Source organism: Microbacterium sp. SD291 (assembly GCF_017355365.1).
In the GTDB taxonomy this organism is placed as follows: Bacteria; Actinomycetota; Actinomycetes; order Actinomycetales; family Microbacteriaceae; genus Microbacterium.
On record NZ_JADIJR010000002.1, the window covers coordinates 61,793 to 83,919 of the forward strand.

Genomic DNA, 22,127 nt, shown 5'->3' on the forward strand with positions numbered 1-22,127 from the left:
GCAGCCGTCGGCGTCGCTAGGAGCCTCGAAAGAGCGTCAATCGCCAATGGCTAGGGAGAACTCTGCCCAGAATCAGGCCTCAGGCTGGCGCCTGCCCAGAGCTCTCCGCGTCGTGTCGACGGCGTCAGGCAGTCAGGATCTCGTCGCGAAGGCGGGCGGTGACGGCTTCGCGGAGTGGGCGGACGTTCTCCGGGGTCCAGTCCGTCGGGTCTGGGAACGACCACTCGAGGAAACGGCCCGACGGTGCCGCGGGCAGCGCGAGGCCGGGCTTCATCGCGACGACGATGTCCGCCGTGGCGAGATCCTCGGGAGTGACAGCCCGCGGGATGCGGCTCGTGATGTCGAGGCCCACCTCGGCTATCGTGGCCGCGATCGCGGGGTTGACCGCGTCGGCGGGCGAGGTGCCGGCGGAGGTGACAGAGTAGTCGCCGGGGGCGAGGATCTCGAGCAGGGCTGCGCCGAGTTGGGAGCGGCCGGCGTTGTGCTGGCAGAGGAACAGGACGGTGGGGGTGCTCATGCGGGTGCTCCAAGCAGTGCGGGAAGGGAACGGGTCCAGGACTGGGTCGCGGCCTGGACGGCGTCCCAGGGCGATCCGAGCGGGGGCGTGTAGGAGAGGTCGAGGTCGGAGACCTCCGCGACCGTGAGGCCCGCGTGCAGGGCGGTGGCGAACGTGTCGACGCGTTTCGCGGTCTCGGTGCCGAGCCTGCCGACCAGCTGCGCGCCGAGGAGACGCCCGGTGCTGGTGTCGCCGGTGATCCGGAAGGTGATGGGCTGCGCTCCCGGGTAGTAGCGCTTGTGGTCATCCGCCGCCGACTGGACCGTAGCTGGGGAGTAGCTGGCGGCCGCGGCGTCCTGATCGCGCAGGCCGGTGCGGGCTGCCACGAGGTCGAAGACCTTCACGACCTGCGTGCCGACGGAGCCCGCGAACCGGGCGAGGCCGCCGACGGCGTTCTCACCGGCGACTCGGCCCTGCTTGTGCGAGGTGGTGCCCAGCGGCAGGTAGGTGGTGCCGAGGAGGCGGTGGTGGGTGATGATCCCGTCGCCGGCCGCGAACACGTGCGGGAGGCCGGTGCGCATCTGCTCGTCGACGACAACCGCGCGTCCCGCGCCGAGGCTCGCTCCGGCGGCTTCGAGGAGGGAGGTGTTGGGGCGGACGCCGACGACGGCGAGGACCAGGTCCGCCGTGTGCGTGACGGGCTGCCCGTTCCGGGTGCCGGTGACGACGAGCCCCGCGGATGTCTTCTCGACTCCGGCGACGAGGGTGCCGGTGTGGACGTCGACGCCGTGCTCTTCGAGTTCGGTGCGGACGAGACCTGAAAGTTCGGGGTCAAGGGTGGAGAGAACCTCGGGGCCGCGCTGCAGTTGCGTGACCTGCATGCCGCGGGCCACGAACGCCTCGGCCATCTCAAGGCCGACGTAGCCTGCGCCGATGATGATCGCCGACGCCGGGTTCCGTTCGGTCAGGTGCCGGTCGAGGGCGAACGTGTCGCCCATCGTATGGATGACGTGGACGCCGTCTTCGGGGCCGAGGTGGTCGAGCCCGGCGATGCCCGCGTGGGAGGGGAGGGCCCCGGTGCCGACGACGAGCTCGTCGTAGGCGATCGTCGACTCGAGGCCTGCCTGGTCGCGGACGGTGAGGCGGCGGCCGGCGACGTCGATGCTGGTGGCGAGCGTGTTCAGCCGCAGCCGCATGCCGGTCGCTTCGAGGTCCGCGTGGGTGCGATGTGCGAGGGACTGCCAGGGTACGACGTCGCCGGTGAAGTAGTAGGGGATCCCGCAGATCGAGTAGTTCGGGTAGGCGTCCGCGACGACCACCGTCACCTCGACCTCTGGGTCGAGTTCCCGGGCGCGGAGGGCGGCGGAGATGCCGGCATCGCTGCCGCCGATCACGGCGATGTGGGTCATGCGAGGGTCTCCTTCGAAACGGCGGCCGCGGGGTGCGAGCCGACCGGGGCAGACGGGGTGAACAGGACGACGGCCGCGGCGACGCCGATCGCTGCGCCGAGGATCTGTGCGGCGAGGAACGGCAGGACCGAGGTGTGGGCGATGCCGGCGAACGTGTCGGTGAAGACCCGCCCGATCGTGACGGCCGGGTTCGCGAACGACGTCGACGACGTGAACCAGTAGGCCGCGCCGATGTAGGCCCCGACCGCGGCTGCGATCACGGGAAGGGTCTGACCGGCCCGGGTGAGGCCGGTGATCAGCAGCACGAGGCCCGCGGTGGCTACGACCTCGCCCAGCAGCGTCCCCGCGGTCACCCGTTCCGTGATGGAGATCGCGGTGGGGATCTGGAACATCAGGTTCGCGAGCACCGCCCCGCCGATCCCGCCGGCCACCTGGGCGACGATATAGACGGCCAGGTCCCGGCCGGGAAGGCCCGTGCGGGTGCGGCGGCCGAGGATGGCGTCCGCGACGGAGACGACGGGGTTGAAGTGTGCGCCGGAGACCGGGCCGAGCAGCAGGATCAGCACCGCGAGACCGAACACGGTCGCCGTCGAATTCTCCAGCAGCTGCAGCCCGACATCCGCAGACAGGCGCTGCGCGGCAATCCCGGACCCGACGACGACCGTCACGAGCAGTCCGGTGCCCAGGAACTCCGCCAGCGCCCGACGAGCCAGGGCAGGGCGGGCGGTCATGCGTTGGTCGCCGTCGACGGCGGCAGCAGTTCGGCGAGCAGCTGCTCGACGTGCGCCTGGATCTGGTCGCGGACCGCGCGGACGCCATCCAGATCGAGACCGGACGGGTCGGTGAGCTGCCAATCCAGGTAGCGCTTGCCCGGATAGAGCGGGCAGGCGTCGCCGCAGCCCATCGTCACCACGGCATCTGCAGCCCGCACCACGTCATCGGTGAGGGGCTTCGGGAACTCCTCGCTGAGGTCGATCCCGGCCTCCTCGAGCACCGCCACGACCCCGGGAAGCAACCCGGCTGCGGGCTGGGAGCCGGCGGAGCGGACGTGGACGCGATCGCCGGCGAGCTGCCGGGTGATCGCCGCCGCCATCTGGGACCGGCCGGAGTTCTGGACGCAGACGTAGAGGATCTCGGGAACGGCCTTCGCGACCTGCCCGCGGGACTGGGTGAGGGCAACGAGCCGATCCCGAGCGAACTTCTCCGCCAGCGGCGGCAGATGGGAGGTGACCGTGGCGGTGCGGGCCAGCGCCGTGTAGGACTCGAACACGACCCGCTCGACGGTCTCCTCGCCGACCAGCCCGGTGAAGTGATGTGCGAGGCGCTCCGCGGCGCGGTGCAGCACCGAATCGGGTGAGAGCAGTCCGTCCTGCCCGCGCTGCGCGTTCATGCCGGACTCCCGGTCGGGAGCAGCACGCTGATGAGGGTCTCGACGCGGCCGCGGATCTCGTCCCGGATGCGGCGGACCGTGGCCTCGTCTTGGCCTGCCGGGTCATCCAGTACCCAGTCCTCGTAACGCTTCCCGGGGAAGATCGGGCAGGCGTCGCCGCACCCCATGGTGATCACCGCATCCGACTCCCGGACCGCCTCGACCGTGAGGAGCTTCGGGGTGTTCGAGGCGATGTCGATACCCTCTTCCGCCATCGCGGCGACCGCGATCGGGTTGATCTGGTCCTTCGGCGCGGAACCGGCCGAGAGTACCTCGATCCGATCTCCGGCCAGGGCCTGCAGGTAGCCGGCGGCCATCTGCGACCGGCCCGCGTTGTGCACGCAGACGAACAGCACGGTGGGCTTGTCGGTCATGGTCGGATCCTCTCGATACGCGATTCGCGTGTTCATCTTGACGAACCGACTATAGCTCAGTCAAGATTGAGTCAATGAACAGTGAGCGAATTTTCTCAGTGGAGGAGCGAGCCCGCAAGCACGCCGCTCTCGCAGACCCTGCCCGGTTGCGGATGCTGGACCTGCTGACCTTCGGCGACCTTTCGCCGACCGAGCTCCGCGAAGAGCTCGGCGTGCCCTCCAACCTGCTCGCCCATCACCTGAACGTCCTCGAACGGGAAGGGATCATCACACGTGGCCGCTCGGAAGGCGACGGGCGGCGGACGTATGTGAAGCTCGTCCCTGATGCGCTCCTGGGGCTCGGGTCATTCGCGGCCGCCGGGGCCCGGCGGGTCGTGTTCATCTGCTCCGCGAACTCCGCCCGCTCCCAGCTCGCCGAGGCCCTGTGGGCGTCCGTTAGCGACGTCCCCGTCGACAGCGCCGGAACTCACCCCGCGGTTCAGGTCGCTCCCGGCGCGATCGCCGCCGCAGCCCGGCATGGGTTCGATCTCACCGGTGCGGTGCCACGACTCGTCGACGACACGATCCGCGACGACGACTTCATCATCACCGTGTGCGACCGCGCCCACGAGGAGTACCCGACCGGGACCGTGCACTGGTCTGTGCCCGACCCCATCACCCTCGGGACCGATGCGGCGTTCGAGTCCGCGTTCACCGACCTAGAACGTCGCATCCACCAGCTCGCCCCGAGAATCCTTTCCGTCGCTTGACGGTCCAGGGGTGGCTTGTATGCCGCGTATCGTGAGTGCACCGCGGCTGCGGGGAGATCCGCGGCTCCACTTCAGGGGCGGCGCCGAATATCCCGTCGCCCATGTCGGAACCCGGTGCGAGGATGGACGCATGCCCGAGTCTCCGGAGGTGCAGGCGCTCGTCGAGTTCCTCGATGAGCGGATCGAAGGCCGTCTGATCGCAGAGCTGGACATCGCCGAGTTCCGTGTCGTCAAGACACGGGATCGTCCTCCCGCCTCGCTCGTCGGCGCCCGGATCGCACGGATGCGGCGTTTCGGGAAGCATCTCGGTTTCGACACCACAGCCGGCTGGCTGATGATCGGCTTCGGCCGCAACGGGTGGATCCGATGGCGGGCACCAGGGGCCGCGCCTGGCGATGAGCCCGCACCCGAGGTCGCCCGGATCGTCCTCGACGACGGTGCCGTGATGCAGGTCGTCGACACCGGCGACTTCCTCGCCGTCACCGCTTCGGTCGTCGACGCCCCGACCGACGTCGCCGGCGTCGCGGCACTCGGGCCGGATCCGCTCTCACCGGACTACTCCCGCGACGACTTCGAGCGTGCACTCGGTGCGCGGCGGAAGCAGATCAAGGCCCTGCTTCAGGAGCAGGCATCGCTCGCCGGAATCGGCAACGCCTACTCCGACGAGATCCTGCACCGGGCACGCCTGCCGCACGCCGTGCATGCGGCAGCTCTGGATGCAGTGGACAGATCTCGGCTCTTCGACGCCGTAGTCGAGGTCCTGCGGTGTGCGGTCGCCGACCGTCGCGGGCTGCCGCCCGGTCGTCTCAAGCAGGCGAAGGTCGAGGCGATGGCCGTGCACGGGCGTGGCGGGGAGGCGTGCCCGGTGTGCGGCACGACGATCGTCGACCACACCTCCGGGGGAGCATCCGCGCAGCTGTGCCCGCGCTGTCAGCCGGAACCCGCCGCAGGGTGACGCCGCAAGGTCGTCCCGCGCGGCGCGTTGGGCGCACCGCAACCTGAACCGCACTCGTCCGTGCTGTGGCACGATCTCCTGATGGCTTCGATCCAGACCCTCACCGATGAAGAGCGGCGCGTCGCTGCGCGCTGGGCGACCGACTGCGCCGAGCGCGTCCTTCCGCTGTTCCAGGCGGATGCGGCATCCGAGCAGGTGGTGAAGGATGCCCTCGCCCGCACGCGCGCGTACAGCGCGGGGGAGAGCACCGCCGCCGCGGAGATCAGCAGGCGGCTCGGGGCGGGGCGGGTCGCCAAGGCTGCGAGCACGCCGGCGGGAGCAGCGGCCGCGAGGGCCGTCGGCCAGGCATCGGCCGTGGCGCACATGGCGGCGCACGCGCTCGGGGCGGCGGGGTACGCGGTCAAGGCGGTCTCGCTCGCCCATCCGGAAGAGCCTGATGCGGTGCAGGACGAGATCGACTGGCAGCTGAGCCGGCTCACCGCTCGCGAACGATCCGTCCTCCGGCAACTCCCGCCCCTCGGCGAGAACTCGTCGGGCCCGCTCGGTCCCGGTCTGCTGTCGCAGGGGATCGTCGGCGCGACCATCCGCGAGCTCCAGGCGCGCATGGCGTGACGGCACGTGCGACGTGCCGGCTCCGCCCCCGGAATCACGACACAGGGGGTCTCGGGGCGGGGGAGACTACGCTTGATGGGGCTTCGCCCGATCAGACCAGCACAAGGAGACTGACGCAGATGACCGACACCCAGATCTTCGAGCCGGACGGCCGTGCGATTCCCTTCGTCGACGAGGGAGACGGTCCGGTCAAGCTCGTGCTGATCCAGGAGCACGGTCTCGCCGCCGACGTCCTCGGCGTCGTCTCGCACTACCTCGCGGAGGAGGCGGGCTTCCACGTGCTGCGGATCGGGCACCGCGCCGACGGCGCCGACGCGAGCTTCGACGAGCGTGTCGCGGACGCGCTCGCGGTCATCGATCACGCCGGCCTCCAGGAAACCTGGATCGGCGGGCACGGCTTCGGCGGAACCGTCGCGCGCGCGCTCGTCGAGGCGCACCCTGACCGGGCGAACGGACTGCTGCTGCTGGGCGTCGAGGGCACCGACATCCCCGTGCCTCCGGCGATCCCGGTGCTCATCATCCAGGGGACCGAGGACTCGATGACCCCGGCGGCGAACGCCGAGCGCCTGCAGTCCACTGTCCCCGATCGCTCGAGCATCAAGACGATCGCGGGCGACCACCTGTTCCCGATGACGCACCCGATCGAGACCGCGGTCGTCATCGAGGAGTACCTCGACTGGGACTAGAGCGAGGTCAGCGTCCCTGACGCTTCTTGTACGGCTTCGGCTGTCCCTTGACCGCAGGCGTGCGGCCCTTCCCCTTGGAGGCCTTCGCCTTGCCGCCGGACGGCGCGGGCTTCGGAGGCGGCGTCGGCGCGGCGGCGATCATCTCCCGCGCCTCCGGGAGCAGGGCCGTCCCGGCCGGAGTGAGCCGGGTCTCGCCTCCCCGAGTGATGAGCGGATGCCCGACCTCTTCCTCGAGCTTCTCGATCGACGAGTAGACGGCGGCGAGCGAGGTGCCGAGCGCCTCGGCGGCACGCGGGAAGTGGAGGGTGTCGGCGACGGCGACGAAACGCCGGAGATGGATGATCTTCACGGGGAGCTGTCCTTTCCCGCATGAGGCGCGGCCGGTATTCAGCGTACGCGGCCGATCCTCGATCGGCGTACGCTGTGCGTGTCAGCGAACGAAGGGATCCGCAGTGTCAGACCGCACCGAGCATCCTGCGCACGATCACGTTCCCGCTCCGGGGGAGCCGACGATCCCGGAGCTCGAGGACGACGAGACCATCGCGCCGCGTCCGGAGGAGGAGATCGCCGACGTGCTGCGCGCGGAGCCCGACATCGCGGACCACAGCGAGCACTCGGCGACCCCCTGAGGCACGCGCGTCCGTCCTACTTGAGCTGTCCGCGGACCTCTCCACCCGGGTACGTCGGAGTGTGCACGTTGACGTACCAGCCGCGCGGGTTCTCCTGGATCCCCGCGAGGATCGCCGGATCGGTGACCGTCGCGCAGTCATCCACCTCGAAGGAGGTCGCGCCGGGAACCGTGAGCGGGATGCGGACGGGACCGGCCGTTCCCTGCTCGCCGACGTGGATGTGCGCCGCGACAGCGGCCGTGGTCAGCCCCGTGACGTCGAGCGAGTAGCAGAACTGATCGCCCTCGATCGTGTAGCTGAACTTCCCGTGCGCGCCGCCCTCCGCCCCGGTGGTCTCCTGACCGTTGTTGACGGGGATCGCGGGGGCCGCGTTCGCGGCGCTGGCGCCGCCGCCGATGACGAGCAGCGCGAGGGCCGTTCCGGCGAAGGCGCGTGTGACGTTGTGCATGATGATGCTCACTTCCTTGTGGTCGCGCCCACGGCGCACCGCGGGCGATTGATCCGGCACCTGCTTCGGCGAGGCGCGCGTGACGCGCAGACCCGCTCATCATGGATCACGAGAACGAGGGCTCTGCGGTTCAGAATCCGCGCGTGCGATCGGTCCGCCCACCCAGTGACAGGATTGACCCATGACCGCAACACTCGTGGCCCAGGGCCTGGCCGGAGGGTACGGCCACCGCACCCTCTTCGATTCGCTCGATCTGACGGTCGCCCCGGGAGATGTCGTCGGGGTGGTCGGCGCGAACGGCGCGGGGAAGTCCACCCTGCTGCGGCTGCTCGCCGGTATCGACGAGCCGCAGGCGGGCAGCGTCGCCCTGGCTCCGGCCGACGCCTTCGTCGGCTGGCTGCCGCAGGAGCATGAGCGCGTCGCCGGCGAGACGGTCACCGGATACATCGCCCGCCGCACCGGGTGCGCGCAGGCGACGAGGGACATGGATGCCGCCGCCGCCGCCCTCGCCGACCCCTCGCTCGCGGCCTCCGGTGCCGAGCCGGCCGACACCTACTCGGCCGCGCTGGACCGCTGGCTGGCCAGCGGTGCCGCAGACCTCGACGAACGGGTCCCGGCCGTGCTCGCGGAACTGGGACTGGAGCTCGGAGCATCCGAGGCAGAGCAGGCGCTGATGACCTCGCTCTCCGGCGGCCAGGCGGCACGCGTCGGGCTGGCGGCCCTCCTGCTCTCTCGATTCGACATCGTGCTGCTGGACGAGCCCACCAACGATCTCGACCTCGACGGCCTGGAACGGCTCGAGTCCTTCGTTCGTGCGCTTCGCGGCGGGGTGGTGCTGGTCAGTCACGACCGCGAGTTCCTCGCGCGCTGCGTGACCCGCGTGCTCGAACTCGACCTCGCGCAGGGGTCGAACCGCGTGTTCGGCGGCGGGTACGACTCGTATCTGGAGGAGCGTGCCACCGTGCGCCGCCACCAGCGCGAGAAGTACGACGAGTACGCCGAGAAGAAGGCGGACCTCGTCGGACGCGCCAGGACCCAGCGGGAATGGTCGAGTCAGGGCGTGCGAAACGCGATGAAGAAGGCTCCGGACAACGACAAGATCAGGCGCAGGGCCTCGACCGAGTCCAGCGAGAAGCAGGCGCAGAAGGTGCGTCAGATGGAAAGCCGCATCGCGCGGCTCGAAGAGGTCGAGGAGCCGCGCAAGGAGTGGCAGCTCGAGTTCACCATCGCCGCAGCTCCCCGCTCGAGCTCGGTCGTCTCGACGCTCGGCTCCGCGGTCTTCCGGCAGGGGGCGTTCGCCCTCGGCCCGGTCTCGCTGCAGGTGAACGCGGGGGAGCGCATCGGCATCACCGGCCCCAACGGCGCAGGCAAGTCGACGCTGCTGCGTGCGCTGCTCGGACAGCAGCGTCCCGATGAGGGCACCGCGAGCCTCGGCGCGAGCGTGCGCATCGGCGAGATCGACCAGGCCCGCTCGCTGCTGGTCGGGACGCAGCCCCTCGCCGCCGCCTTCGAGGCACTGGTCCCCGAGATGGCGACCGGCGAGGTCCGCACGCTGCTGGCGAAGTTCGGGCTCAGGGCCGACCATGTGAACCGCCCGGTCGGCGAGCTGTCACCGGGGGAGCGAACGCGCGCAGGTCTCGCCCTTCTCCAGGCACGCGGCACCAATCTGCTCGTGCTCGACGAGCCGACGAACCACCTCGACCTCGCCGCGATCGAGCAGCTCGAGCAGGCACTCGAGTCCTATGAGGGGACGCTGCTGCTGGTCACGCACGACCGGCGGATGCTGGCGACGGTGCAGACCGACCGGCGATGGCGGGTCGAGGCCGGGCGGGTCTCCGAGCTCTGACGAGCGCCGTGCCGGCGCGTGCCCTCGTAATGCCCGCGGGGAGACCCCACCTGATCGGTAGAGTCGGAACCAGGGATGAGACGAGGGTGCCGTGGAAGTCATCGCGCTGACTCTGGTCGTCGCCGCGGTGTTCGGCACGGTCGCCCATCTGCTGCGCGTTCCGGCGCTCGTGGGCTTCCTCGCCGCCGGGTTCGTGCTGGGCGCGATGCACGTCGAGCCGTTCACCGGCATCGAGCGGATCGCCGAGATCGGCGTGACCCTGCTGCTGTTCACGATCGGGCTGAAGTTCGACGTCCGTGCGCTGCTGCGCCCCGAGGCGTATGGCACGACGACCGTGCACATGGTGCTCAGCGTGCTCGTCGGCGCGGGAGCGGTGGGGCTCGCGAGCGTGATCGGGCTCACCGGGGTCGACGGCTGGCGCACGCTCGCGCTGGTCGGATTCGCCCTGTCCTTCTCGTCGACGGTGCTCTGCGTGAAGGTGCTCGAAGACCGCTCGGACGACGGGTCGCTCTACGGGCAGACGGCGATCGCGATCCTCGTGCTCCAGGACGTCGCGGCAGTGACGTTCATCACGGTCAACGCCGACGAGCCGCCGAGCCCCTGGGCCTTCGCCCTCGTGCTGCTCCTCCCGGCGGCCTGGATGCTGCGCAGGCTCCTGGCGGTCATCGGCCACGGTGAGCTGCTCGTGCTCTTCGGCGTGGCGATGGCGCTCGGTCCCGGCTACTTCGCGTTCGAGGCCGTCGGGATCAAGGGCGACCTCGGTGCCCTGGTGATGGGTCTGCTGTTCGCCACGCACCCGCGCGCGATCGAGATGTCGAAGGCGCTGTTCAGCGTCAAGGAGCTGTTCCTGATCGGCTTCTTCCTGCTGATCGGGATGGGCGCCCGCCCCACCTGGGCGGATGCCGGGCTCGCTCTCCTGCTCTGCGTCGTCCTGCTGCCGCTGACCTTCATCGGCTTCGTCTGGCTCGGCCGGCTCTTCGGGCTCCGCAACCGCACCGCGATCAGGACCGGCCTGGTGCTCAGCAACTTCTCCGAGTTCTCGATCATCGTCGCGGCGTTCGGTGTGGCCGCCGGGCTGCTGACGGACCGCTGGCTGACCGTCATCGCGATCGCCGTCGCGCTGAGCATGGTGGTCTCGTCGATCGCCAACGCGCACGGGCTGCGGCTGATCACCGCGCTCACCTGGCTGCCCGCCCAGCAGATCTCGAAGCTGCGACCGGCCGATCGGCCGATCGACACCAGCGGATCCGACGTCGTCGTACTCGGCATGGGGCGCGTCGGGCGCGCGGCGTACGAGCGGCTCGCGGAGGAGGGCGGACTGCGCGTCCTCGGCATAGACAACGACCACGCGGTGATCGCCAGGCTCGAGGCCGACGGCCTCAACGTGCTGGAGGGCGACGCCACCGACCTCGAGTTCTGGAGCCGGCTCGTCAGCGGCGGGTTCGTGAAGACCGTGGTCCTGGCGATGGCGTTCCACGGCTCCAACTCGTTCGCTCTCGACCGGCTCCACGAGGCCGGTTTCGACGGTCGCGTCGTCGCCGTGGCGCAGCATCCGGACCAGGTGGAGCACCTGGCGACCAACGGCGTCGACGGCGTCCTCAACATCTACGCCGGAGCCGGGCACACGCTGGCCGGACTCGCCCTGGAGCCTCAGGACGAGGACCCGCCCTCGCCGACGACGGCCGGATAGCATCAGGCATGAGCATCTCCGCGCACACGATCGTGCGACTGCGCGCGATCCTGTCGGTCGTCGCCGGCGCAGCCGTCGGATGGCTCACCCTGACCGTCTTCGGATTCGCCGCCGGAGTCCTCGCCGCCTGGGGCGCATTCGCCCTCGTCAACGTGGTGTGGGTGCTCCTGCTCGTCTGGCCGATGGATGCCGCGGCCACACGTGCGCACGCGATGCTGGAGGCACCGGGGCGACGCGTGGCGCGACTGATCTCGATCGCCGGGAGCCTGGTGAGTCTCGGGGCGGTGCTCGTCGTGATCACCGAGGCGCGCCAGGCCCCCGGCCTCGACGAGTACGTGCTCGCCGGGATCGCGGTGGTCAGCGTCGCCGCGTCCTGGACGCTGATCCAGATCGACTACGTCCTGCGCTACGCGCGGATGTACTACACGGATCCGGTCGGGGGGATCCTGTTCAACCAGCAGGAGGATCCCGAGTACACCGACTTCGTCTACTTCTCGCTGGGGCTCGGGATGACGTATCAGGTCGCCGACACGAACGTGACCCGCAACGAGTTCCGGAGGGTCGTGATCGCGCAGACGGTTCTCGCGTACCTCTTCGGCACGGTGATCCTCGCGACCATCATCAATCTGGTCGCGGGTCTCGGCTGACACTCACGGGTCAGCCCCACACGGCCCGCGCCCCGGACTCGCCGATGAGCACCACCATGATCGTGCTCCCGGCCGCGACGACGAGCGACAGCACCGCGAACACGGCCGCCGCGATGCGATCCGCCCGAGCCGGCGGCCCCTGAACCGCCGTGCCCTCCGCGGTCCGGGCCTGCGCAGGCCGCGCTCCGAATCGGTACCAGCTCCATTGCGCCGCCGCGACCAGGAACAGCGAGATCGTCCAGGGCGGCAGCATCCGTCCCAGCGCCTCATGCTGCAGGACCTGCGGGATCGGCCCCACCTCCTCCATCAGCGACTCGCCGGCCAGGATCGTCACCGGCACGAGCGCCGCGACGATGAGCGCCGCCACCGGCGTCACGATCCCGAGCCGCCGGCGGACCGGAGGGAACAGCGCGCCGAGCACGAGCGCGAGGGCGGTCAGCGGGATCAGCACCACCACGGCGTGCACGATGAGCGGGTGGAGGGGGAGCCCGGCGATCTCGAACAGGTCCATACTCGTGACACGAGACGACGCCGTCCGCGGTTCAGATGAACCCTGCGCGCTTCGATCTCGTGTCCCTGCAGGGAGGTGGCGGATGCCGAGCGACGACGCGGCGCGACTGGGTGCGCTCTACGACGCCCACGCGACGCCGATCTGGCGCTACGTGGTGCACCTCACCGGGGACCACGCGGCGGCGGACGACGTCGTGCAGGAGACGCTGCTGCGCGCCTGGCGCACTCCGCACATCCTCGCCGAGGATCCGGAGTCGACGCGGTCGTGGATGTACACGGTCGCGAGGCACCTGGTCGTCGACGAGGCGCGAAGCGCGCGGCGCCGACGCGAGATACCCGTGGAGGAGCCGCCGGAGTCCGCGGTGCGCGACGCCACCGATGCGATCTTCGACGCCATGCTCATCGAGGAGGCGCTCGCCGGCCTCTCGGATGCGCACAGGGACGTCGTGGTGCGCGCGTACTACGGCGGGCTCACCGTGGCCGAGATCGCCGACGAGCTGACCGTCCCTGAGGGCACCGTGAAGTCGAGGCTGCACTACGGGCTGCGGGCGCTGCGCCTCGGCCTCCAGGAGAAGGGAGTGACGCGATGACCGCCGATCACCTGCGTTTCACCGACTGGGACGCCGCGTACCTCCTCGGCGCGCTCAGCCCCGCCGATCGCGCGCTCTACGAGTCGCATGTCGCCGAGTGCGAGCGCTGCCGCACGGCGATCGCCGAGCTCGCGCCGACGCTCGGCCTGCTGGCACGAGTCGATCAGGGCCGGGGCCGCACGCTGCTGCACTCCGCAGATGACGCGCAGGACGACGGGCCGGACGGCGGGCACCGAGCGCGGGTGATCTCACTGGGCGCCGCGCGCGCCAGGGCGCAGCGTCGTCGCCGACGGGTCGCGTCGGTCGCCGCGGCGGCCGCGATCGTGATCGCCGCCGTGGCGATCCCCGTCACGGCCTCCCTGCTCCGCCCGTCGCCGGAGACCGTGGCGCTCGAGCAGGTCGCGGACCTTCCGCTGTCGGCATCCGTCGAGCTCACCGACGTCGCATGGGGAACGCGGATCGAGATGTCCTGCGAGTACGGTGAGATCGCGGATGCCCCGGCCGAAGGCTGGGCGTACGCGCTCGTCGTGATCGGCGACGACGGCGCCGAGAGCGTGCTGTCGACCTGGCGCGCGCACCCGGGCTCCACGGCGAAGGTGAGTGCGGGCACCGCGCTCGCCGCCGCCGACATCGACTCGCTGGAGATCCGCGCGGTCCTGTCCGGCGATGTCCTGATGAGGGCGGACGGGGGAGCCCTCGGCGGCGATTGAACGCGGCGCGCGCTCCTCTCGTGTCCCCGATGACCGACTCGCGGTCACGCACAGGAGGTTCGACATGTTCGCCAAGGTCAGGAAACCCGCAATCGCCGCAGCCCTTCTCCTCACGCTCGCCATGGCGGGCTGCTCCTCGGCCGGCGGCACCGATCCCGGCTCCGGCGACCCCTACGGCGCGCCGTCCGCCGAGACCGCACCGTCCGAGGAGGCGCCCCCGGCCGCCGGGGAGGCCGAGCTGACGGTGGCGGATACCTCCCTCGGGGAGATCACCGTCGACGGCGAGGGCATGACGGTGTACATGTTCGACGACGACACCCAGGGAGCCGGCGCGAGCGCATGCGAGGGGCAGTGCCTGACGAACTGGCCGCCGGTGACGACCGAGAGCGCGGCGCCCGCGGTGGAGGGCGTGACCGGCGAGGTCGGCACGATCACCGCCGCGGACGGTTCGAAGCAGGTCACTCTCGACGGCTGGCCGCTCTACTACTTCGCCGGCGACCAGGCTGCCGGCGATGTCAACGGCCAGGGCGTGGGCGGCGTCTGGTGGGTGCTCTCTCCTGCGGGCGAGCGGATGGCCGAATAGACCGGCGCGAGGAAACGGCGGATGCCGCGGCTCGACCGAGCCGCGGCATCCGGAATCCTGCGTCAGGCGACCTGCGGGAGCACCGCGAACGACACGGCGCCCTGGTCGTCCACTCCGGCATCCAGGACCTTGTCGTCGAGGGCGATCGCGGCTGCCTCCTCGAGGAAGACGCGCGCTCCGGCAAGCTCCAGAACCTGGTCCTGGGGCTCCGGATGCTCGGCCACGAGCACCGAGAAGCGGGATGCGCCATCCGGCTCCTCGGCGGCGGCCGTGTGGATGCGCAGACCGGCGTCGACGGCGTCGCTCTGGCGATTGACCAGTGTCGTCACGATGGCGGTGGCGTTGTCGGTGAGGGTGAGCACGGGCTCTCCTTCCGGTTGGGGCATGCCGCGGTCGCGACATGTCCGGGCCACGATTCCGCAGATGCGGAGGCGCCTCAACCCCCACGCGCCGATTCGGAGGGTTCTCCCACCGAGGCCCGCATCGACCTGTCAAGCACCTCCGGGGCGCAGGGGCGCGGAGCGTACCGTCGAGGCAGCGACGGAGAGGAGCGACAGCGATGGCGGAGTCAGCCTGCCGGCGGTCGAGGGTCCTCCGGCGCGCGTGCGGTCAGCGGTGCGCCGCTCAGTCGCCGTCCCGCCGGCGCAGGGTGCGGCGGATGATCCACGGCAGCGTCACCCACAGCCCGACGACCAGCGCGATCGCCGAGACGAGCGCCACGAGGCCCGCAGTGCGGTTCACGGTGAAGTCGACGATGAGGGTCGTCACCCCGATCGTCAGCGCCGCGATCACGACGAGATCGATCTTCACGATCCGAGCGGCGACCCGCACCAGCTCGGGCTTGCGGCGCGTCCCGAACAGCATCCGATGCATGCCCACCGGTGTCAGCGCGAGGACCGTCGCGAGCGCGGCGAGAGCGACGAGGACGACGTACGCGTTGCGCTGCAGCGCGTCCATGTCGGTGAACCGCGGCTGGAAGGCGACCGCCAGCAGGAACCCGGTGAGGATCTGCGTGCCGGTCTGGGTCACCCGCAGCTCCTGCAGGAGTTCGTCCCAGTTGCGGTCCGCGCGCTCATTCGGCGTCTCGTCCCGCCCGTCGGCGCGATCATCGTGTTCTCTCACCTCGGCCGGCCCGTCCTGGGATCTCATGACCTCAGTCTCGTGCGGATCGTCAAGGCCTGTCCAGGCCGTTGCGGGAACCAGACGAAAGGAGTCATCATGACCATCCCCCCGATCCACGAATGGTGGCCGCACCTCTCCATCGAGGCGCGGCACGAGGTGCTCGGCAGCGGCACGTCGCTGCTGGGCGAGCGGGCGCGCGAGGAGATCCGCGAGATCACCGGTGCCGTCGTCGGCAGAGCCGAGGAGCTCACCGATCGCGATCTCGACTACGCCCGCACGCAGATGGAGTCGGTCGACTGACGGGAACCTCCGGCGCCGGAGGTCATGACGCCGGAGGCGAGGAGTCCTCCTCGCGGAGCCGCGGCTCGGTTCGCCGCTCCGGCCGGGCTCCCGCCTTGTCCGCGTAGAACGCGCGGATGCGACCCATGTCTGCGGCGACGTCGCCGGTGAGGTCGAACGTCGGGCCGAGACCGGTCGTCATGGTGGTGCGGTCGACGAAACCCAGCGTCACCGGCATCCCCGTCTCGCGGGCGATCCGGTAGAAGCCGGACTTCCAGTAGTCGTTGCCGCCGCGCGTGCCGTCGGGTGTGACGACCAGTCCGAACACCCCGCCGGCGTTGACCTGCGCCACCACGTCGTTCACGACGCGGGCGGGGTCGGCGCGGTCGACCGGGATCCCGCCGAGACGCCGCATGATGGGGCCACGCCATCCGCGGAAGAGGCTCTTCTTGCCGAGCCAGTGCACGTCGATCCCGAGACGCCAGGAGATGGCCAGCATCAGCACGAAATCCCAGTTGGAGGTGTGCGGTGCGCCGATCAGCACCGAGGGGCGCGTCGGCGCTTTCCCTCCTGCGAGCGTCCAGCGGCTGAACGCCCAGTACAGGCGGGCGAGGAATCGTCTGAGCATCTGTCCACCGTAGGGCAACCGCCGACCCGCTGTCGGCGAGGGCACGAGGAGCCGTCCGTCCGCAGCGGGCGTACCATCGAAGGATGACTGACACGCAGGCGGAGACCAGTGCCCCGCACGCACCCGAGGGGCTGCAGCCGCTGCTCGGCACCCTGAGCCTTCTCGCCGGCGACGCCGCGGGCTATTGCAGCGACGGCGTCTGCCACATCCCCGCGCAGAAGGCGCAGTAGCAGCAGACGCCGTCGGATGCGTCAGTGACCGGCGTGCGGAGCGCTCATCCCGTCGTCCGCCGGCTTGCGGATGAAGAACGCGCCGACGACCGTCAGAGTCGCGATCACCGCACCGATCAGGAACGCGGTCTGCGACCCGGTGGCGACGGCCTCCGGGACCTCGGTGCCGCCGTTCTCGTTCGTGATGACCGTGAACAGGGCCACCATCACCGCGATGCCCGCGGCGCCCGCCACCTGCTGGACCGTGCCGATCACGGCGCTGCCGTAGGAGTAGAACTTCGGCGTGAGCGAGGCCAGCGAGGCCGTGAACAGCGGCGTGAACGACAGCGCGAGACCCACGGACAGCACGATCTGCGAGATCATCACCAGCCACACCGGCGTGCTCACGCTGAGCGTGGTGTAGAACCACAGTGTGGCGGCGGCGAGGATCGAGCCGGGGATCAGCAGGACCTGCGTGCCGCGTGCGTCGTAGATGCGGCCGATGACGGGCCCGAGCAGGCCCATCGCGAGCGCACCGGGGAGCACGATGAGCCCCGAATCGAGAGTCGAGAGCTTCAGCGCGTTCTGCAGGTACAGCGGCACGAGGGTGATCGTGCCGAAGAACGCGAGCGACAGCAGGAACATCTGCGCCATCGACAGGGAGAAGCCGAGTGACTTGAAGACGCGGAGATCCAGGAGCGCGTCGTCCTCGCGCTGCAGGATGACCTGTCGCCACAGGAACACCGCGAAGGCGATCACGCCGACGGTCAGGGAGATCGCCAGCGGTGCCGGGTTCGCGTCGCCTTCGGCGAGCGAGCCGATCTGGCTGAGGCCGTAGACGATGCCGCCGAACCCGAACGCCGAGAGGATGATCGACAGCACGTCGAGCGGAGCCTTCGTGGTCTCGCCGACGTTGGTCAGCCAGCGCCAGCCGACGAACATCGCGACCAGCGCGATCGGCAGCACCACGACGAAGATCGCGCGCCAGCCGAAGTGGTCGAGCAGGAAGCCCGACATGGTCGGGCCGATCGACGGTGCGAGCGAGATCACGATGCTGACGCGTCCCATCATGCGTCCGCGCGACTCATTGGGCACGAGGTTCATGATCGTGGTCATCAGCAGCGGCATCAGCATCGCGGTGCCGCCCGCCTGCACGACGCGGGCGAACAGCAGCATCTCGAAACCGGCTGCCAGCGCCGCGAGCAGCGTGCCGCCGGAGAAGAGGGCGAGGGCGGCGAGGAAGACCTGGCGCGTCGTGAAGCGCCGCAGCAGGAACCCGGTCGTCGGGATGACCACGGCCATGGTCAGCATGAACGCGCTGGTGACCCACTGCGCGGCGATCGGGGTGATCCCGAGGTCCGTGATGAGATGCGGGATCGCCATCCCCATCGTGGTCTCGTTGAGGATGGCGACGAAGGCCGCGATCAGCAGCACCCAGATCACGCGCATGTCCCTGGGGGAGATGAAGCCTGAAGCGGGGGCAGGAGTCGTCGTGGTGGAACCGGTGTCGACGGCAGACATATGGCCTCCTGAGGCGTCATGCGGAAGGGAAGTGTGCGAGTGCACGAGAGTCACTCAGCGTAACGGGATCCACAGACATTTCGTTCCGCTCCCATGGGAATCCGCTCACGGCGGACGGATGCCGCGCCCGTGCCTCGCCCCGGTGTCCGAGCCGCTGGGTACGCTGGCGATATGAGCATGGGCGGCGGGCATCCGGGGTTCCGGGGTATGGACGAGGCCGCGCAGCGCCGGCGCAATGCCGAGGCCCCTCGGATCGCGGGCCTCAGCGCCCGCGTGATCGCGCTGTTCCGGCCCTACCGCTGGCGCATCCTGTTCACCGGGATCCTCGTGATCGCCGGCGCCGGCATCGCGGTGATCCCACCGCTGCTGGTCCAGCGGATCTTCGACGACGCGCTGTTCCCCATCACGGGAGGCGAGCCGCGTCTCGAGCTGCTGCTCGTCCTGGTGCTGGTCATGATCGGGCTGTTCCTGCTGTCCGCCGTGCTCGGCGTGGCGCAGACGTGGCTCACCTCCACCGTGGGCAACAGCGTCACCGGCGATCTCCGGGTGCGCCTGTTCGAGCATCTCCAGTCCATGGAGCTCGGGTTCTTCACCCGCACCAAGACCGGAGTCATCCAGTCCCGGCTGCAGAACGACGTCGGCGGCGTGTCCGGAGTGCTGACGAACACCGTCACCAGCATCCTCGGCAACGCCGTCACCGTCGCCGCCTCCCTCGTGGCGATGATCCTGATCGACTGGCGGCTCACGCTGATCGCCGTCGTGCTGATGCCCTTCCTCGTGCTCGTGCAGAGCCGGGTGGGGCAGGTGCGGGCGCGGATCGCGGGGGAGACGCAGGAGTCGCTCTCGGAGCTCACCTCCATCACGCAGGAGACGCTGAGCGTGTCCGGGATGCTGCTGTCGAAGTCGTTCAACCGCCAGCGCACCGAGTCGGAGCGGTACCAGGCCGAGAACCGCAACCAGGTGAAGCTGCAGGTGCGGCGCGCCATGAGCGGCCAGGGCTTCTTCGCGGTCGTCCAGGTGCTGATGGCGAGCGTTCCGGCCGTGATCTACCTGGTCTCGGGCTACCTGATCGCGGGCGGGACGGGGGCGATCACGGCCGGAACCGTGGTCGCGTTCACGACCGTGCAGGCGCGGCTGCTGATGCCGCTGATGGGGCTCATGCGGGTCTCGCTCGACCTGCAGACCTCCTCCGCCCTGTTCGCGCGCATCTTCGAGTACCTCGACCTGGTGCCCGAGATCACGGATGCCCCGGACGCGATCTCCGTCGAGCAGGCGCCGGGCCCGCGCGGGCGGATCGAGTTCGCGGATGTCGTGTTCCGCTATCCGGATGCCGCAACCGATGCGCGCGCGACGCTGCAGGGCATCTCGTTCGTGGCGGAGCCCGGCCAGCATGTGGCGTTCGTCGGCCCCTCCGGCGCGGGCAAGACGACCGTGCTGTACCTGGCTCCGCGTCTGTACGAGGCGCACGGCGGTGCCGTGATGTTCGCCGGCGCCGATGTGCGCGGTCTCACGCACGAGTCGCTCATCGATCAGGTGGGCATCGTGTCGCAGGAGACCTACCTGTTCCACGCCACGATCCGCGAGAACCTGCTCTACGCGAAACCGGGCGCCACAGAGGACGAGGTGATCGCGGCGTGCACCGCGGCGAACATCCACCACATCATCGCCGGGTTCGAGAAGGGCTACGACACCGTCGTCGGCGAACGCGGCTACCGCCTCTCCGGCGGGGAGAAGCAGCGCATCGCGATCGCGCGGGTGCTGCTCAAGGACCCGCCGGTGCTGCTGCTCGACGAGGCGACCTCGGCTCTCGACACGGTCTCCGAGCGAGTGGTGCAGGAGGCGCTCGACGAGGCGGCCCGCGGTCGCACCACCCTCACGATCGCGCACCGCCTGTCGACCGTGATGGGGGCCGACATGATCCATGTGCTCGACGCGGGGCGGATCATCGAGTCGGGCACGCACGCCGAGCTCCTCGCCCTCGGCGGGCTCTACGCCGAGCTCGCCCAGCAGCAGGTCGCGGCATCCCGGGTGCTGCAGACCGAGGCGGCCGTCGAGGCCGTCGTCGGCGGCATGGAGGCGGCGCTCGCCGGCCGGCGAGCCGACCGTGCACCTGCGGACTCGGCCGGGGCCGATGCCGTGGCCGCGCTCACCGCGCCGGTTCCGCTGCTCGACGCGGCGCATGCCGTCGAGAGGACGTACCCGCCGGAGGCGTGAGCGGGCGTGTGCGGGTCAGTGCGCCGAGAGGCCGCCGTCGACGAACAGCGAGTGCCCGGTGATGTACGCGGATCCCGCGCCCGCGAGGAAGACGGCCGCTGCGGCGAAGTCCGACGGCACTCCGTTCCGGCCGATCATGGTGCGCGCGGCGAGGGCCTCGATCTGGGCGGGATCCTCCTGGAGCCTCGCGTTGAGCGGCGTCAGCACGAAACCGGGCACGAGCGTGTTGCTCGTCACGCCGCTGCCGCCCCACGCCTCGGCCTCCGACCGCATGAGCGACTCCACCGCGCCCTTCGACACGCCGTAGACACCGCTGCCGACGAACGCGCGGTGCGCCTGCTGGGAGCTGATGTGGATCAGGCGGCCGTAGCCGCGCTCGGCCATGCCCGTGGCATAGCGCTGGCCGAGCAGGAACGGGGCGAGGGCGTTGACGGTCATCGTCGCGTCCCAGTCGGCCTCCGTGATTGCCGGGTACGGCGGGCGGATGTTGATGCCGGCGGAGTTCACCAGGATGTCGGGCTCGCCGAACGGCTCGGCTGCGGCCTCGGCCACGGCGCGGATCCCGTCGCGGGTGCCGAGGTCGCCGACGACGCCGGCCACGCGGCATCCGGCGTCGCTGAGCTCGCGCACGGTCTCCTCGACGCGCGCCGCCCCGCGGGCGACGATCACGGTGGCCGCGCCCGCACGGGCGAGCGCGGTGGCGATGCCACGGCCGATGCCGGAGCTGCCGCCCGTGACCACCGCGGTGCGGGCGTCGAGGCAGAAGAGGTCGGTGAGATAGGCGTTCATGATCCTCCTGAGGTGGCGGATGCCGAGCGCGCCGGCAGGGTGGCGCTCACCAGGCCAGTGCCGCGGCGAGCGTCGGATCCGGACGGGCGGCCGCGAACTCGGGCAGCGCCTGCAACTCCTCGACGAACGAGGCGACCTCGGCGGCATAGGCGGGATCGGGATGCTCTGCGGCGATCAGGTGCAGGGGCGGCATGTCCATCGCGAGGATGAGCTCGAGCCTGGCCGTCACCGCGCCGGCTGCGCCTGCGTCGTGCAGGACCCGGATGCCCCCGCGGAGCGCGGCGAGGTAGTCGCGGAGCACCGTCAGCTTCGCCTTGCCCTGCGTGATCGAGCTGCCGTCCGCGCGCATGCGCCAGCGCACCAGCGGGTCGGGGATCGTGTCGAACGCGCGGGCGCGGGTGTACATCAGCTGCGCGACGATCTGGTCCTCGTACGCGACGTGCTCCGGGAAGCGCAGATCATCCCAGAAGCCGGTGCGGCTCACCTTCGACCAGGCCACGATGTTCGCCGACGCGTGCGGATGCTCGAGGATCGTGGTGCCGACGCGCTCGGGCGAGGTCGCGGCGGCGACCCACGGCTGGATCCGCCCCGGGACGTATCTCTCGCCGTCGGATCGCGTGCGCACGTACGCCGCCGCCGCGAAGTCGCTTCCCGAGCGCGCGAGGGCACCGGTGAGGCGCTCCAATGCGGCGGGCGCGAGTTCGTCGTCGCCGTCGAGGAAGCCGAGGTAAGGGGTGTCGACGAGGGCGAGGCCCGCATTGCGTGCGGCTCCGAGCCCCTGCGGCTCCGGGTTGCGGATGATCCGGAAGCGCGGGTCGGACTCCGCGGCATCCGCGAAGATCGCGCCGGTGTCGTCGACCGAGCCGTCGTCGACGAGGATCGCCTGCCATCGGGTCTCTGTCTGCGCGCGGAGCGAGTCGAGCGCGCCGGTGGCGAAGGCGGCGATGTCACGTCCGGGGACGATCATCGTCACGATCGGGGCGGATGCGGTCACCGGTCGAG

At 70.4% G+C, this 22,127-nt stretch carries 28 protein-coding genes; 14 read left to right on the top strand and 14 right to left on the bottom strand.

The annotated features are described in order from the left end of the window. Positions 1-124: 124 nt before the first annotated feature. The 5 genes from IPV10_RS01730 to IPV10_RS01750 are packed head-to-tail and all read right to left on the bottom strand — an operon-like array spanning position 125 to position 3,708. Positions 125-517, bottom strand: coding sequence for a low molecular weight phosphatase family protein (locus IPV10_RS01730; protein WP_207479767.1), 393 nt, complete (start codon positions 515-517; stop codon positions 125-127). Beyond that, the gene (locus IPV10_RS01735) at positions 514-1,905 is read right to left on the bottom strand and encodes an FAD-dependent oxidoreductase (RefSeq protein ID WP_207479769.1); all 1,392 of its coding nucleotides are present in this window, start codon (positions 1,903-1,905) and stop codon (positions 514-516) included. Before IPV10_RS01735 ends, IPV10_RS01730 begins: the two co-directional genes overlap by 4 nt. Continuing rightward, complete coding sequence (locus IPV10_RS01740; RefSeq protein WP_207479771.1) at positions 1,902-2,636, bottom strand: MIP/aquaporin family protein; 735 nt, start codon at positions 2,634-2,636, stop codon at positions 1,902-1,904. The genes IPV10_RS01735 and IPV10_RS01740 overlap by 4 nt, the downstream gene beginning before the upstream one ends. Beyond that, positions 2,633-3,295 (bottom strand): arsenate reductase ArsC, encoded by a 663-nt coding sequence (locus IPV10_RS01745; protein WP_207479773.1) that lies wholly within the window; start codon positions 3,293-3,295, stop codon positions 2,633-2,635. The genes IPV10_RS01740 and IPV10_RS01745 overlap by 4 nt, the downstream gene beginning before the upstream one ends. Then, a complete protein-coding gene (locus IPV10_RS01750) occupies positions 3,292-3,708 on the bottom strand; it encodes an arsenate reductase ArsC (protein ID WP_207479775.1) in 417 nt (138 codons plus the stop codon). The genes IPV10_RS01745 and IPV10_RS01750 overlap by 4 nt, the downstream gene beginning before the upstream one ends. Before the next feature lie 98 nt (positions 3,709-3,806). On the opposite strand from IPV10_RS01750, the gene IPV10_RS01755 reads away from it, so the two are divergent. The 4 genes from IPV10_RS01755 to IPV10_RS01770 all read left to right on the top strand — a co-directional run bounded on the left by IPV10_RS01755 (position 3,807) and on the right by IPV10_RS01770 (position 6,710). Beyond that, positions 3,807-4,457, top strand: coding sequence for a helix-turn-helix domain-containing protein (locus IPV10_RS01755; RefSeq protein WP_307861027.1), 651 nt, complete (start codon positions 3,807-3,809; stop codon positions 4,455-4,457). A 130-nt stretch (positions 4,458-4,587) separates the two neighbouring features. Beyond that, on the top strand, positions 4,588-5,412 hold the full coding sequence (locus IPV10_RS01760) for a DNA-formamidopyrimidine glycosylase family protein (protein WP_207479780.1): 825 nt from the start codon (positions 4,588-4,590) through the stop codon (positions 5,410-5,412). 81 nt (positions 5,413-5,493) lie between these two features. Further along, positions 5,494-6,024, top strand: coding sequence for a putative immunity protein (locus IPV10_RS01765; protein ID WP_207479782.1), 531 nt, complete (start codon positions 5,494-5,496; stop codon positions 6,022-6,024). Positions 6,025-6,143: 119 nt separating this feature from the next. After that, positions 6,144-6,710: an alpha/beta fold hydrolase gene (locus IPV10_RS01770; RefSeq protein ID WP_207479784.1), complete on the top strand. Its 567-nt coding sequence runs from the start codon at positions 6,144-6,146 to the stop codon at positions 6,708-6,710. A gap of 7 nt (positions 6,711-6,717) precedes the next feature. On the opposite strand, the gene IPV10_RS01775 is transcribed toward IPV10_RS01770, so the two are convergent. After that, a complete protein-coding gene (locus IPV10_RS01775) occupies positions 6,718-7,059 on the bottom strand; it encodes a LysR family transcriptional regulator (RefSeq protein WP_207479786.1) in 342 nt (113 codons plus the stop codon). A gap of 103 nt (positions 7,060-7,162) precedes the next feature. On the opposite strand from IPV10_RS01775, the gene IPV10_RS01780 reads away from it, so the two are divergent. Next, positions 7,163-7,339, top strand: a complete 177-nt coding sequence (locus tag IPV10_RS01780) for a hypothetical protein (protein ID WP_207479788.1) — start codon at positions 7,163-7,165, stop codon at positions 7,337-7,339. A 16-nt stretch (positions 7,340-7,355) separates the two neighbouring features. Here the strand turns inward: IPV10_RS01780 and IPV10_RS01785 are convergent, their stop codons facing one another. After that, the gene (locus tag IPV10_RS01785) at positions 7,356-7,787 is read right to left on the bottom strand and encodes a CHRD domain-containing protein (RefSeq protein WP_207479790.1); all 432 of its coding nucleotides are present in this window, start codon (positions 7,785-7,787) and stop codon (positions 7,356-7,358) included. Between the two features lie 181 nt (positions 7,788-7,968). On the opposite strand from IPV10_RS01785, the gene IPV10_RS01790 reads away from it, so the two are divergent. The 3 genes from IPV10_RS01790 (at position 7,969) to IPV10_RS01800 (ending at position 11,970) form a co-directional block, all read left to right on the top strand. Then, a complete protein-coding gene (locus tag IPV10_RS01790) occupies positions 7,969-9,633 on the top strand; it encodes an ABC-F family ATP-binding cassette domain-containing protein (RefSeq protein WP_207479793.1) in 1,665 nt (554 codons plus the stop codon). Positions 9,634-9,724: 91 nt separating this feature from the next. After that, on the top strand, positions 9,725-11,323 hold the full coding sequence (locus IPV10_RS01795) for a cation:proton antiporter family protein (protein WP_207479795.1): 1,599 nt from the start codon (positions 9,725-9,727) through the stop codon (positions 11,321-11,323). An 8-nt stretch (positions 11,324-11,331) separates the two neighbouring features. Beyond that, complete coding sequence (locus IPV10_RS01800) at positions 11,332-11,970, top strand: DUF1345 domain-containing protein (protein WP_207479797.1); 639 nt, start codon at positions 11,332-11,334, stop codon at positions 11,968-11,970. A gap of 10 nt (positions 11,971-11,980) precedes the next feature. On the opposite strand, the gene IPV10_RS01805 is transcribed toward IPV10_RS01800, so the two are convergent. Continuing rightward, positions 11,981-12,481 carry a DUF2231 domain-containing protein gene (locus tag IPV10_RS01805; protein WP_207479799.1) on the bottom strand — a complete coding sequence of 167 codons (501 nt, stop codon included), beginning with the start codon at positions 12,479-12,481 and terminating at the stop codon, positions 11,981-11,983. A gap of 82 nt (positions 12,482-12,563) precedes the next feature. Between IPV10_RS01805 and IPV10_RS01810 the strand changes: the two genes are divergently transcribed. The 3 genes from IPV10_RS01810 (at position 12,564) to IPV10_RS01820 (ending at position 14,363) form a co-directional block, all read left to right on the top strand. Beyond that, a complete protein-coding gene (locus IPV10_RS01810) occupies positions 12,564-13,070 on the top strand; it encodes a sigma-70 family RNA polymerase sigma factor (protein ID WP_207479801.1) in 507 nt (168 codons plus the stop codon). Then, positions 13,067-13,780 carry a zf-HC2 domain-containing protein gene (locus IPV10_RS01815; RefSeq protein ID WP_207479803.1) on the top strand — a complete coding sequence of 238 codons (714 nt, stop codon included), beginning with the start codon at positions 13,067-13,069 and terminating at the stop codon, positions 13,778-13,780. The genes IPV10_RS01810 and IPV10_RS01815 overlap by 4 nt, the downstream gene beginning before the upstream one ends. Positions 13,781-13,844: 64 nt before the next feature. Beyond that, entirely contained in the window at positions 13,845-14,363 is a 519-nt protein-coding gene (locus IPV10_RS01820) for a hypothetical protein (RefSeq protein WP_207479805.1), read from the top strand. A 62-nt stretch (positions 14,364-14,425) separates the two neighbouring features. Here IPV10_RS01820 and IPV10_RS01825 read toward each other — a convergent pair whose 3' ends face one another. Further along, positions 14,426-14,725 (bottom strand): Fe-S cluster assembly protein HesB, encoded by a 300-nt coding sequence (locus IPV10_RS01825; protein WP_207479806.1) that lies wholly within the window; start codon positions 14,723-14,725, stop codon positions 14,426-14,428. 262 nt (positions 14,726-14,987) lie between these two features. Continuing rightward, positions 14,988-15,512 carry a DUF6328 family protein gene (locus tag IPV10_RS01830; protein WP_207479808.1) on the bottom strand — a complete coding sequence of 175 codons (525 nt, stop codon included), beginning with the start codon at positions 15,510-15,512 and terminating at the stop codon, positions 14,988-14,990. 69 nt (positions 15,513-15,581) lie between these two features. Between IPV10_RS01830 and IPV10_RS01835 the strand changes: the two genes are divergently transcribed. Beyond that, on the top strand, positions 15,582-15,785 hold the full coding sequence (locus IPV10_RS01835) for a hypothetical protein (protein ID WP_207479810.1): 204 nt from the start codon (positions 15,582-15,584) through the stop codon (positions 15,783-15,785). A gap of 22 nt (positions 15,786-15,807) precedes the next feature. Here the strand turns inward: IPV10_RS01835 and IPV10_RS01840 are convergent, their stop codons facing one another. Beyond that, positions 15,808-16,392, bottom strand: a complete 585-nt coding sequence (locus IPV10_RS01840) for a 1-acyl-sn-glycerol-3-phosphate acyltransferase (RefSeq protein WP_207479812.1) — start codon at positions 16,390-16,392, stop codon at positions 15,808-15,810. An 83-nt stretch (positions 16,393-16,475) separates the two neighbouring features. Here IPV10_RS01840 and IPV10_RS01845 point away from each other — a divergent pair, with 83 nt between their 5' ends. After that, entirely contained in the window at positions 16,476-16,622 is a 147-nt protein-coding gene (locus IPV10_RS01845; protein ID WP_207479814.1) for a hypothetical protein, read from the top strand. Positions 16,623-16,643: 21 nt separating this feature from the next. Here the strand turns inward: IPV10_RS01845 and IPV10_RS01850 are convergent, their stop codons facing one another. Further along, on the bottom strand, positions 16,644-18,122 hold the full coding sequence (locus IPV10_RS01850) for an MDR family MFS transporter (protein WP_207479816.1): 1,479 nt from the start codon (positions 18,120-18,122) through the stop codon (positions 16,644-16,646). 171 nt (positions 18,123-18,293) lie between these two features. On the opposite strand from IPV10_RS01850, the gene IPV10_RS01855 reads away from it, so the two are divergent. Continuing rightward, the gene (locus tag IPV10_RS01855) at positions 18,294-20,336 is read left to right on the top strand and encodes an ABC transporter ATP-binding protein (RefSeq protein ID WP_207479818.1); all 2,043 of its coding nucleotides are present in this window, start codon (positions 18,294-18,296) and stop codon (positions 20,334-20,336) included. Between the two features lie 15 nt (positions 20,337-20,351). Here IPV10_RS01855 and IPV10_RS01860 read toward each other — a convergent pair whose 3' ends face one another. Together IPV10_RS01860 and IPV10_RS01865 are read right to left on the bottom strand one after the other, a co-directional pair. Then, positions 20,352-21,125, bottom strand: a complete 774-nt coding sequence (locus IPV10_RS01860; protein WP_207479820.1) for an SDR family NAD(P)-dependent oxidoreductase — start codon at positions 21,123-21,125, stop codon at positions 20,352-20,354. Positions 21,126-21,171: 46 nt separating this feature from the next. Further along, a complete protein-coding gene (locus IPV10_RS01865; RefSeq protein ID WP_307861028.1) occupies positions 21,172-22,119 on the bottom strand; it encodes a glycosyltransferase family 2 protein in 948 nt (315 codons plus the stop codon). Positions 22,120-22,127 lie beyond the last annotated feature (8 nt).